This window comes from Parvibaculum sp. (assembly GCF_002684405.1).
Classification (GTDB): Bacteria; Pseudomonadota; Alphaproteobacteria; order Parvibaculales; family Parvibaculaceae; genus Parvibaculum.
In genome coordinates, this window is record NZ_NYVD01000027.1 from 34,737 (window position 1) to 46,889 (window position 12,153).

General features: G+C 62.4%; 10 protein-coding genes. 4 read left to right on the top strand and 6 right to left on the bottom strand.

Annotated features, from left to right (window positions below; all coding sequences use genetic code 11):
• Window positions 1-62: 62 nt before the first annotated feature.
• From leuS to holA, 3 genes are read left to right on the top strand one after another with little or no spacing between them, the layout of a single operon-like run.
• Complete coding sequence (leuS, locus tag CMI59_RS02435; protein ID WP_293324232.1) at window positions 63-2,678, top strand: leucine--tRNA ligase; 2,616 nt, start codon at window positions 63-65, stop codon at window positions 2,676-2,678.
• Between the two features lie 13 nt (window positions 2,679-2,691).
• The gene (gene lptE / locus CMI59_RS02440) at window positions 2,692-3,234 is read left to right on the top strand and encodes an LPS assembly lipoprotein LptE (RefSeq protein ID WP_293324235.1); all 543 of its coding nucleotides are present in this window, start codon (window positions 2,692-2,694) and stop codon (window positions 3,232-3,234) included.
• Between the two features lie 9 nt (window positions 3,235-3,243).
• Window positions 3,244-4,272 carry a DNA polymerase III subunit delta gene (gene holA / locus CMI59_RS02445; RefSeq protein WP_293324238.1) on the top strand — a complete coding sequence of 343 codons (1,029 nt, stop codon included), beginning with the start codon at window positions 3,244-3,246 and terminating at the stop codon, window positions 4,270-4,272.
• A gap of 54 nt (window positions 4,273-4,326) precedes the next feature.
• Here the strand turns inward: holA and CMI59_RS02450 are convergent, their stop codons facing one another.
• The 6 genes from CMI59_RS02450 to CMI59_RS02475 form a co-directional block, all read right to left on the bottom strand.
• Window positions 4,327-5,235 (bottom strand): ParB/RepB/Spo0J family partition protein, encoded by a 909-nt coding sequence (locus tag CMI59_RS02450; protein WP_293324241.1) that lies wholly within the window; start codon window positions 5,233-5,235, stop codon window positions 4,327-4,329.
• Between the two features lie 248 nt (window positions 5,236-5,483).
• A complete protein-coding gene (locus CMI59_RS02455; protein WP_293324258.1) occupies window positions 5,484-6,368 on the bottom strand; it encodes a ParA family protein in 885 nt (294 codons plus the stop codon).
• A gap of 109 nt (window positions 6,369-6,477) precedes the next feature.
• Window positions 6,478-7,062 carry a 16S rRNA (guanine(527)-N(7))-methyltransferase RsmG gene (gene rsmG / locus CMI59_RS02460; RefSeq protein WP_293324244.1) on the bottom strand — a complete coding sequence of 195 codons (585 nt, stop codon included), beginning with the start codon at window positions 7,060-7,062 and terminating at the stop codon, window positions 6,478-6,480.
• Between the two features lie 87 nt (window positions 7,063-7,149).
• Complete coding sequence (gene mnmG / locus CMI59_RS02465) at window positions 7,150-9,015, bottom strand: tRNA uridine-5-carboxymethylaminomethyl(34) synthesis enzyme MnmG (RefSeq protein WP_293324247.1); 1,866 nt, start codon at window positions 9,013-9,015, stop codon at window positions 7,150-7,152.
• Between the two features lie 140 nt (window positions 9,016-9,155).
• Window positions 9,156-10,475: a tRNA uridine-5-carboxymethylaminomethyl(34) synthesis GTPase MnmE gene (gene mnmE, locus CMI59_RS02470; protein WP_293324250.1), complete on the bottom strand. Its 1,320-nt coding sequence runs from the start codon at window positions 10,473-10,475 to the stop codon at window positions 9,156-9,158.
• Between the two features lie 29 nt (window positions 10,476-10,504).
• Window positions 10,505-10,798 (bottom strand): DUF6489 family protein, encoded by a 294-nt coding sequence (locus CMI59_RS02475; RefSeq protein ID WP_293324253.1) that lies wholly within the window; start codon window positions 10,796-10,798, stop codon window positions 10,505-10,507.
• 84 nt (window positions 10,799-10,882) lie between these two features.
• Between CMI59_RS02475 and CMI59_RS02480 the strand changes: the two genes are divergently transcribed.
• A partial coding sequence (locus CMI59_RS02480) for a thioredoxin domain-containing protein (RefSeq protein WP_293324256.1) occupies window positions 10,883-12,153 on the top strand: 1,271 nt, incomplete at its 3' end.

The following is a 12,153-nucleotide window of genomic DNA, read 5'->3' on the forward strand; positions in this document are numbered from 1 at the left end:
TTTTGGGCCTCAACGTCTCCGTCCCATCTTTTCCACCCCTGACCAGCAATCGATCTATCGGAATGTCCAGCCGCTACAATCCCCGCACCAGCGAACCGAAATGGCAGAAGGCCTGGACCGAAATGGCCGCCTTCCGCACCGAAGCCGATAGCGGGGACAAGCCGAAATACTATGTGCTGGAGATGTTCCCCTACCCGTCGGGGCGCATCCATATGGGGCATGTCCGCAACTACACCATGGGCGATGTCATCGCGCGCTACCGCCGGGCCCGCGGTTTCAACGTGCTGCACCCCATGGGCTGGGATGCCTTCGGCATGCCGGCGGAAAACGCCGCCATGGAAAAGGGCGTCCATCCCAAGGAATGGACCTACGCCAATATCGCGGCCATGCGCGAGCAGCTGAAAGCCATCGGCCTCGCCATCGACTGGGAGCGCGAATTCGCAACCTGCGATCCCGAATATTACGGCCGCCAGCAGGCACTCTTCCTCGACCTGCTGGAGGCAGGTTTCGTGACCCGCAAAAAGAGCACGGTGAACTGGGATCCGGTCGACAATACCGTGCTGGCCAATGAGCAGGTGATCGATGGACGCGGCTGGCGCTCCGGCGCGCCGGTCGAACGGCGCGAACTCGTGCAATGGTTCCTGACCATCACCGATTTCTCCGAAGAGCTGCTTGCCGGGCTGGAAACGCTCGATCGCTGGCCCGAAAAGGTCCGGCTGATGCAGAAGAACTGGATCGGCAAATCGGAAGGCGCCCGCGTATTCTTCCCTGTCCAGGGGCTGGCGGACGAACCGGATTACGCGCTGGAAATTTTCACGACCCGGCCCGACACGCTTTATGGCGCTTCCTTCTGCGCCGTGTCCCCGCATCATCCGCTGGCGCAGAAACTCGCTGCGGACAATGAAGAACTGCAGGCCTTTATCCGCAAATGCGATCAGCTCGGCACCTCCGAGGAAGCGATCGAGACGGCGGAAAAAATGGGCTTCGATACCGGGCTCACCGCGCACCACCCGTTCATTGAAGGGCATACCCTGCCCGTCTATGTCGCCAATTTCGTGCTGATGGAATATGGCACGGGCGCCATCTTCGCCTGCCCTGCGCATGATCAGCGCGATCTGGATTTCGCCCGCAAATATGGCCTCGACGTCATTCCCGTCGTCGCACCCAAGGACAAGACCGGCGAAGAACTCGACGCCTGGCTGGCCGAATTTGCCGCCAGGGCCGAGGAGGCTTTCACCGGCGACGGCGTGGCGGTCAATTCCGGCTTCCTGAACGGGCTCGATGTCGCCGCGGCCAAGCGCGCCGCCATCGAAAAGCTCGAAAGCCTGAAGATCGGCGAAGGCACGGTGAACTACCGCCTGCGCGATTGGGGCGTGTCGCGCCAGCGCTATTGGGGCTGCCCCATTCCCGTCATCCATTGCGATGAGTGCGGCACACTGCCCGTGCCGAAAGATCAGCTGCCGGTGACGCTGCCCGACGATGTGACCTTCGATGTGCCGGGCAACCCGCTCGACCGCCACCCGAGCTGGAAACATGTCGACTGCCCGTCATGCGGCAAGCCTGCGCGCCGAGAGACCGACACCTTCGACACCTTTGTCGACAGCTCCTGGTATTTCGCCCGCTTCACCTCTCCGCATGCGGAGGGTCCGGTGGACAAGGCGGCGGCGGAGCACTGGCTGCCGGTGGACCAGTATATCGGCGGCATTGAGCACGCGATCCTGCACCTGCTCTATTCGCGGTTCTTCACGCGCGCCATGCGGAAGGCCGGACAGCTCGATCTCGCCGAACCCTTTGCCGGGCTTTTCACGCAAGGCATGGTGAACCACGAGACCTATCGCGACGCCGACGGCAAATGGGTCGCGCCAACGGACGTCGTTGTGGACAATGTCGACGGCAAGCGGTCTGCAAAGCACGCCGAAACCGGCGCGCCCGTCTCGATCGGCTCGGTCGAGAAAATGTCGAAGTCGAAGAAAAACACGGTCGACCCCACCGATATCATCGACCAATACGGCGCCGACACCGCGCGCTGGTTCATGCTGTCCGACAGCCCGCCCGAACGCGACGTCCAGTGGACGGATGCCGGCGCGGAGGGCGCCTGGCGTTTCACCCAGCGTTTCTGGCGTCTGGCATCGGAGGGCGCGGACGAGCTTTGTCCCGCCGGTACGCCGATGCCGGAGCTCGACGACACGGCCATGGCGCTGCACCGGACCGCACATCAGGCCCTCGCCTCGATCACCGAGGATATCGAGCATCTGCGTTTCAACCGGGCGGTTGCCCGTATCTACGAACTCGCCAATGCGATTTCAGGCTTCAAGACGGAAAACGAGGCCGGGAAATGGGCCCGGCGCGAGGCGCTGGAATTCATGGTGCTCTGCACTGCGCCCATGATGCCGCATCTGGCCGAGGAGTGCTGGTTGGCACTCGGGCACGAGACGCTGATCGTGGAAACGCCCTGGCCGGTTGCCGATCCGGCGCTGCTGGTAGATGATCGCGTTACGATGGCGGTACAGGTAAACGGCAAACGGCGCGACGAGCTGACCGTGGCCCGCGACGCAGAAAAAGAAGACGTGGAGCGCGCCGCGCTCGCGCTTGAGAAGGTGGAAAGGGCGATCGATGGAAAGACGGTGCGGAAAGTCATCGTGGTACCGGGCAAGATCGTCAACATCGTCGCCAATTGAACGCCCGCGGCCCGTGTATAGGCTGACCAGGCTGGCGCCGCTTCTGGCGCTGCTGGTTCTCGGGCTGGCGCCCGGTCTCACCGCCTGCGGCTTCAGTCCGCTTTACGCCACGCGCGACGGGGATCTGGGCGCAAGCCTGGCCAATGTGAGCGTCGAAGCGCCCGACACCAGGCTCGGCCGCGATCTGAAATACACGCTGATCGACAATCTTCAGGCAGCGGGCAAATCATCCGCCGCGCCTCAATATGTCGTAAAGCTCGCGCCGCGCACCTATGAGGAAGACGTGGCGATCCAGCAGGACGCCTCCGTCACGCGCAAAAATATCGTGCTTTTGGTGAGTTTCACGCTGACCCGACAGGGCGAGGACAAGCCGCTATATAGCTCCCTTGCCCGCTCGCGAACCTCCTACAACCGTGTGGATTCCGAATTCGCCAATATCATCGCTTCGGAAGACGGCCTGCAGCGCAGCACCGAAATGGTGGCCGAAGACATCAAGTTGCAGCTAGGCGTCTATTTCGAAGGCCACAGGACGGCGAAGCAGACGACAGCGAAATAAGGCGCATCCTTGAAAATCAGACCGGCAGAAGCAGACCGTTTTGCCGCCGGACCCGGCGAGGCTATCCGCGCCGTTCTCGTCTACGGCCCCGATAGCGGATTGATCCGTGAACGGATGAACAAGCTCACCGCCTCCGTGGTGGAAGACCCTTCCGACCCTTTTCGCCTTTGCGATCTGACAGACCAGGAACTTCGGCAGGATCCCGCCCGCCTGTCCGACGAAGCGGCGGCGATCTCGATGCTGGGCGGCCGGCGCGTTATCCGGGTGCGCGGAGCCGGCGACAGCCTCGCCAAAACCATCGAGAGTTTTCTCGCCCATCCCGCGGGCGATGCGCTTGTGCTTGTCGAAGCGGGGGAACTCGGGCCGCGATCGAGCCTCAGAAAACTCTTTGAAGCGACGGAAAATGCCGCCGCCCTGCCCTGTTACGCAGACGATGCACGGGCTCTCGAAACCTTCATCCGCGACACGCTGTCACGCGAAGGGCTGCGCGCCGAGCCCGCCGCGCTCGACTATCTCATGGGCCATCTGGGAGCGGATCGCGGGATCACGCGCAACGAACTCGAAAAACTCGTCCTCTATATGAGCGGTGGCGAGGATGTAACGCTTGAAGAGGCGCGCGCCTGCATCGGCGACAATGCCGCCTCCAGCCTTGACGATCTTGTCGACGCCGCGACATCGGGCGATCTTGGGGCGCTAGACACGGCTTTGGCACGCGCCCGGGCAGCCGATGTCAATTCGGTTGCCATATTGAATGCCCTGACCCGTCATTTGCAGCAGCTTCATCTGGCGCTGGCGCGGGTGGAAAAAGGCGGCGACCGGTCCGCAGCGCTCAAATCCATGCGCCCACCGGTTCATTTCAGCCGCCAGGCGATTGTGCAGCGCCAGCTTCAGCTCTGGTCGCGCAAGCGGCTCGACAGGGCGCTCGAGCTTGCGCTGGATGCGGAAAATCTTTGCAAGACGACAGGCCAACCCGACAACTCGGTTTGCGGCCAGACCCTGCTGCGCATCGCACAAGGTGCCCGGGCCGGCAGGCGCTAGGCCGGAGTATAAGCCGGTAGGTGCGAAATTCAGGAAAAGGCCGAGAAAGACCGGTCAGCCCATGGGCTGCGGCTTGTGACCGGCCAGACGACGGCAGACTTCATCGAGCTGTTCGAGCGTCTTGTAGGAAATCTTCACTTCCCCGCCCTTGTCGCCCTTGTAGAGGATCTCCACGGCCAGACCGAGATGCTCCGAAACGCTGCGTTCCAGCGCAGCCGTATCGGCATCCTTCTGCATGCGCGCGGATGATCCCGCCGATTTTCCGCTCCGGGCGCTGTCGGGTTTACGGGTCAGCGCTTCGGCGCCACGCACACTCAACCCCTTGCTCACGATTTCCTGCGCAAGTTTAGGCGCGTCGGAATGACCGATCAGCGTACGCGCATGGCCAGCGGTTAGCTTGCCTTCTTCGACCAGGTTCAGAACAGGCTTCGGCAGCGAAAGGAGCCGAAGCGTATTGGCGACATGGCTGCGGCTTTTGCCAATGAGCTTGGACAGCGTGTCCTGCGTATACTCGAATTCCGCCATAAGCCGTTCATAGCCCGCCGCTTCTTCCACCGCGTTGAGATCTGCGCGCTGCACATTTTCGATGATGGCGATCTCGAGAGACTCGGCATCCGTCAGTTCCTTGACGATGACCGGCACCTGATGAAGCTGCGCGCGCTGCGCAGCACGCCAGCGGCGTTCGCCCGCGACGATCTCGAAGGCGTCGGATTGGCCGGACAGCGTCCGCACCACGATGGGCTGCAATATGCCTTTCTCGCGGATCGAGTTCGACAGATCGGCGAGCTCTTCCTCGCGAAAGCGATGGCGCGGTTGAAACGGGTTCGCGCGCAGCGAGGTGATCGGCACTTCGCGAATGCCGGTCGGCTTCGGCGCCTCGGCATCGCCCAGCGCATAAGCGGTATCGTCGCCGATCAGCGCAGCCAGACCACGCCCAAGCCTGCTCGGTGCTTCTTCAGCCATCTCGTCTTCCCTCTCCAATCCCGCCGCGAGTCTTCCCGGCGCGGGGCCCGATGCCATATGCGGTATGGCCGGAACGATTGACCATAAACGGCGGAATAACTGGCCTGATTATGGTCCGAAAACGTGCATCACTACCCGGTATGACCGGATTCAGAAGTCAGATCAGAGACTTGTAGTGTTTTGTTAAGAGTCTTCAGATCCAACATTAAAAATCTTCACGGACCTATTGTCCGCACACGGAGATTCGGCTAAGCCGCCGCATTTTTCCGCAAAATTCGCTCGCGCTGGATCATCTCCGCGGCAAGCTTCATATAAGCCTTGCTGCCCGCGCAGCGATGATCGTAAACCAGCGCCGGCTTGCCATAGGAGGGCGCTTCGGAAATCCGCACATTACGCGGGATCACCGTGCGATAGACCTTCTCGCCGAGATAGCTGCGCACATCCGCCTGTACCTGCTCCGACAGCTTGTTGCGCTGATCGAACATGGTCAGGATAACACCCTGGATTTCAAGCCGGGGATTAAGGCTCGTCTTCACCCGCTCCACCGTGCGCAGAAGCTGGCTCAGACCCTCCAGCGCGAAGAACTCGCATTGCAGCGGAACCAGCACCGCATCGGCCGCGACCATCGCATTGATGGTGAGCAGATTCAGCGAGGGCGGGCAATCCACCAATATATAAGAGTAGGGACGCGAGGTGCTTTTCATCTCCGCCTCGCTGCCTTCGCGCACCTTTCCGTGGCGAGGCATACGCAGCAAGGCATCGCGCAACCGGTGCGAGCGGCGCTGCACGGTCGCCAGCTCAAGTTCGGCGCCCAGCAGATCCATGGTCGAAGGAATGATGTCGAGACCGGGCACCTTGGTCGGCACGATGGAATCTTCCGCCAGCGCCGAGCCGATCAGCAGCTCGTAGGAAGACACCTTGCGCTCGCCGCGCCCGATGCCGAGCCCGGTGCTTGCATTGCCCTGCGGATCGAGATCGACCACCAGCACCCTTTCGCCAACGGCGGCCAGCGCAGTGCCGAGATTGATGGCGGTCGTGGTCTTGCCCACGCCGCCCTTCTGGTTGGCGATCACCAGCACCCGCGGACGATCCGTGGACGGAGTAACCGCGCGGTCAGACCCGGTATGGCTCATCAGCGTCGGCGCATCTTCACGGGCCACCGGCTTGTCGCGGTCATCCGGGCTGTCGGACGAAATATTGTGGGTGGAGCTGTCCGCAGACGGAACATCTTCCATCCGATCTTCATCGATCTGCACCATGGAGGCCTCTTAGCTGCAGCACCGAGCCACTGGGGTCCGACAGGCTGGGTATGACGGTTTCTTCAAATATCCAACCTTTACGCGCCGAGGTCAATTCGTCTTCGAGCCCCTGCCCCTTCAAAAACAGTCCAATTGTCTCCGGGCCGAACAGCGGGTGCGCCCACTCTATAATACGGTCCATCGCAGCCAGCGCTCTGGCGGAGACCACATCAGGCTTCAGATCGGTCTCCCGCGCGAAGTTTTCGATCCTGGCGGTGTGGACCTCTGCCGGCGCGCCCGTCTCCCGGATGACCTCCCGCATAAAGATGCCTTTGCGCTGGTCGCTCTCAACCAGATGCATCCTGAAGCCAGGTCGATCCCGCAGTAGGATGGCGATCACAAGCCCCGGAAACCCGCCGCCGCTGCCTAGATCGATCCAGCATCGCGCACTGTCCGGCGCCAGATTGGCGAGCTGGGCGGAATCCAGCATATGCCTCTGCCAGAGCTGGTCGAGAGTGGATTTGGCGACCAGATTGATGGATCGCTGCCACTTGAGCAGCAAGGACTCGTATTGCGCGAGCCGCTCCATTGTTTCACGTGAAACATGCGTCGCAGCCGAAAAGGATTCCGCATCAACGACTTGCACTAGATTTTGGGGCATACCCGATCATACCCCTCAAGCGCTGCGCGATTGTGTGTTTTGTTTCACGTGAATCATTACGCTGGTCAACGCCGCCGGCGTCATCCCGTCGATACGAGCCGCCTGTCCCAATGTCGCCGGGCGTGCAGAGGACAGTTTGGATTTCGCCTCGTTCGACAGGCCATGAACGGCGCAGTAATCGAGGTCGAGCGGGAGGCTCATCCCCTCGTCCTTCCGGAAAGCGCGAATATCCGCCTCCTGCCGCTCCAGATAACCCGCATATTGTGCCTCGATCTCGATTTGCTCCGATATATGGGAATCGAGTGAGCCAAGCTCAGGCCACACGCTCGAGAGCCGCGTCATATCGATATCCGGATAGGCGAGCAGATCGACCACGTCGCGCACCACGCCATCCTGATTGATCTTGAAGCCCCGCTTGTTCAGCTCGTTCGGCGACAAGCGCAGCGAGCGACACAACAAGCCCGTCTCTTCCAGCGCCAGGGCCTTTTCCTGATACCGGGCTGCCCGGACATCGCTGACCACGCCTGCGCCGATCCCGACCGGCGTCAGGCGCTGGTCGGCATTGTCGGCGCGCAATGTCAGACGATACTCAGCGCGCGAGGTAAACATCCGATAGGGCTCGGATACGCCGCGAGTGATGAGGTCGTCCACCAATACGCCCATATAGGCCTGCGCCCGGTCGAGAATGAGGGGATCTTCGCCCTCCTCGGCCAGTGCCGCATTGAGCCCGGCGATCAGGCCCTGCGCGGCCGCCTCTTCATAGCCTGTCGTCCCGTTGATCTGACCCGCCAGATAGAGCCCGGGGAGCTTTTTCGTTTCCAGCGTCGCCTGCAGCTCGCGCGGGTCGATATAGTCATATTCGATGGCATAGCCAGCCCGCCGCATCACGGCGTTCTCTAGCCCCGGAATGGTCTTCAGAAAGGCGAGCTGAACGTCCTCTGGCAGAGCCGTGGAAATTCCATTGGGGTAAACCGTGTCGTCATCGAGTCCTTCCGGCTCCAGGAAAATCTGGTGGCTGTCGCGTTCGCGGAAACGCACCACCTTGTCCTCGATCGAAGGACAATAGCGCGGCCCCACCCCTTCGATCTGCCCGGAATAGACCGGAGACTGGTGGAGGTTCTCCTCGATGATCCTGTGTCCGGCTTCGGTCGTTCGCGTGATCCCGCAGTCGATCTGCCGCGTCGCGATCTTGTCCGTCAAGAAAGAGAACGCGACCGGCGGCTCATCTCCCGGCTGCATCTCGACCGTATTCCAGTCGATCGTTCCGCCATCCAGGCGCGGCGGCGTCCCGGTCTTGAGGCGGCCCAGCCGGAAACCCAACCCGTAAAGCCGCTCCGACAGGCCCAGCGCCGGCGCCTCCCCCACCCGTCCAGCCGGAATGCGCTTCTCGCCCAGATGGATCATGCCCCGGAGAAAGGTCCCCGTGGTCAGGACCACCCGTCCGGCACCGAATGTCCGTCCGTCCTCGGTTTTCACGCCCGAAACGCGGTCATGGGTCACGATAAGATCATCGACTCCGCCTTCGATCACCTCGAGGTTCGGATGGTTCAGGATCTCGGCCTGCATCGCATTCCGATAGAGCTTCCGGTCGGCTTGGGCACGGGGACCCCGCACCGCCGGACCCTTTCGCCGGTTCAGCAGCCGGAACTGGATGCCCGCCGCATCCGCGACACGCCCCATCAGCCCGTCCAGCGCATCGATCTCCCGGACCAGATGCCCCTTCCCCAACCCGCCAATGGCAGGGTTGCAGGACATCTCGCCAATCGTCGAAACCTTATGGGTGACAAGCGCGGTCCGGGCGCCGGCGCGCGCCGCGGCCGAGGCCGCCTCGCAACCGGCATGGCCGCCGCCAATCACGATGACGTCGAAATGCTGGGACATGGGCTTTCAGACAGAAATTATGGGCGGAACAGCCGCCGGTCATTGCCCGAGAAATAGACTCAAGATTGTCCGCAGGTCAATGGATGAGGCGCAGCTATCGGAAATCGCGGACTCTGTTTCACGTGAAACATCTGGTCCCGTCACTTCCCGATGCAGAAATCCCGGAAAACGATATCCAGCAGATCCTCGACATCGACACGGCCCGTGATCCGGCCCAACGCGCGGGCCGCGAGCCGTAAATCTTCGGCGACCAGCTCTGTCTCCCGACCGGCACGAAGACCGTCCTCGACCCGATCCAGGCCCGCAAGACACGCCTGAAGACCTTCCCTGTGTCGAGATCGGGTGATGATAGGGTGAGCTTTGAGCGAGACAGCGCTTGAGACCCGGCTAGACAGAACTTGCTCCAATATGTCGAGCCCCCCGCCCGTCGTCGCGGAGACGAAAAGCGCATCGGCCTCCTCCGGGGCGCCGAGATCGATCTTGTTGACGAGCCGGATATCCCCCTCCCGGGCATTGGCGAAATCCCCGGTCAAGCCCCCCGCTCCATCGCAGGCCTCGACCACGATCCGAAGATCGGCGGCCTCGGCCCGGGCCAGGGCACGACGGACCCCCTCGGCTTCGATATCCCCGGATGCCTCCCTGAGCCCGGCGGTATCGGCAAGCGTCACGGGGACCCCACCAAGATCGAGACGGACTTCGACCACATCCCGGGTTGTCCCCGCCTCGGCGGAAACGATCGCCGCCTCACGCCGGGCGAGCCGGTTGAGGAGGCTCGATTTCCCCGCATTGGGCGGACCGACAATGGCAACCTCCACGCCCTCACGGAGCCGCTCGCCCCGATGCCCGTCCTTCAAATGAATCGCAATATCGGAGCGCAGCGTCTCCAGCTCCGGCCCCAGCGTTCTCAGCAGGTCGCCCGGCACTTCCTCGTCGGGAAAATCGATCTCGGCTTCCGCATAGGCCAGGAGGCGCATGAGCCGTCCCCGCCAGTCCTCGTAGAGACGGCCCAGCGCGCCTTCCATCTGGTAGAGCGCCTGCCGCCGCTGGGCTTCGGTCTCGGCATCGATGAGATCGGCGAGCCCTTCGACTTCGGTGAGATCGAGTTTGCCATGCTCGAATGCCCGCCGGGTAAACTCCCCTGGCTCCGCCGCGCGCAAGCCCCCAAGCCCCGACAGCGCGTCGACCGCCGCCGCAACCACGGCACGCCCGCCATGCAGGTGCAGCTCAACGACATCCTCGCCGGTAAAACTTGCGGGCGCACGGAAATAGAGAACCAGCGCGCGGTCGATCGCCACGCCGCTCGCCGGATCGCGCAAGCGGCGCAGCTCAGCCATGCGGGGCTCGCCCGGCCCCCTGCCCGTCAGCGCTTCGAGCGCATGAGCGGCCTCCGGCCCGGACAGGCGAATGACCGCAACGCCGGCCCGTCCGGCCGCGCTCGAAAGAGCATAGATCGTGTCCAAGAAATCGGTTCTCCGTCAGAAGGGGAAATTCACTCGCCCTTCTGGTCCTTGTCTTTCGTCGTCTTGTCTTTTGTCGTCTTGCCGCCCGGCCCCATCGCGTTGCGGGCCATGCCCCAGAGCAATTCCTGGAACTGCTCCATGGACTGGGCGCCCATCGGCATGATGCCTTTCATGATCTGCTCGGGATCGACATAGGTCATATTGCTGGCGAGCTGCTTTTCGAGTTGCGCGAGCAGCCTCTCCTGCATGGGTTTCAGATCCGGCAACCCCATCAGAGTCCTCGCCTCTTCAGGCGTCATATCGAGGTCGATCTTTACTTTCATGACTCTTCCATCCATCGACGCGGGCGCACATAACCCCTAAATCGGGGGTAGCAATATAAACGAGTGAACATTCCGGAAGCCCCCATGTCACGCAATTTTCTCGCCGACGAGACGAGCCCCTATCTCCTGCAGCACAAGGACAATCCCGTTCACTGGCGCCCTTGGGGAGAAGACGCGCTGGCCGTGGCGCGCAACGAGGGAAAACCGATCCTGCTCTCGGTCGGCTATGCCGCCTGCCACTGGTGCCATGTCATGGCGCATGAAAGTTTCGAGGACGAGGACGTGGCCGCGGTGATGAACCGCCTCTTCGTCCCCATCAAGGTCGACCGTGAGGAACGGCCCGACATCGACACCATCTATATGAACGCGCTCCACATGCTGGGCGAACAGGGCGGCTGGCCGCTCACCATGTTCCTGACGCCGGATGGCGAACCCTTCTGGGGCGGCACCTATTTTCCCAAGGACCCAAAATACGGTCGCCCTGGCTTCATCCAGGTCATGGAAGAAGTCGCGCGCCTCTTCCACGAGGAGCCCGGCAAGATCGAGCAGAACCGCGCCGCGCTGGCAAAATCGCTTGCCGCCCAATCGGCCGATGCAAGACCCGGCGAACCCACCGCGCAGGTCCCCGACTTTGTGGCCGGCAAATTCGTCGAGCTGATGGACCCTGAAAATGGCGGCCTCAAGGGCGCGCCGAAATTTCCCCAGACCGGAATCTTCTCCCTCCTCTGGCGGGCGCATCTGCGCGGCACCCCTGCCCCGGACGGCCATTCCTTCGAAGCGGCCACGACGCGTGTGCTCGACCATATGGCCGAGGGCGGTATCTACGATCATCTGGGGGGCGGCTTCGCACGCTATGCGGTGGATGAACGCTGGCTCGTCCCGCATTTCGAAAAGATGCTCTACGACAACGCCCAGCTCATCGAGCTCTATACGACCGTCTGGCAGGAAACGGGCAAACCTCTCTACGCCCGCCGCATACGCGAAACGGTTGAATGGCTCAAGCGCGAAATGCTTCTCCCGGAGGGAGGCATCGCCGCTTCGCTCGATGCCGACAGCGAGGGCGAGGAAGGCAAATTCTATGTCTGGAGCGAAGCCGAAATCGACGAGGTCCTCGGCGACGACGCGCCCCACTTCAAACAGGCTTATGACGTGAGCGCCGGCGGAAATTGGGAAGGCACCAACATTCTGAACCGCCTTCACCATGCCGATACCGCTTTCACGGAAGAGGAAGAGGCCGCCCTCGCCCCCTTGAAGCAAAAGCTCCTCGCCCACCGCGCCGCCCGCATCCGCCCCGGCTTCGACGACAAGGTGCTGGCGGACTGGAACGGCCTGACGATCGCGGCACTGGCCCGCGC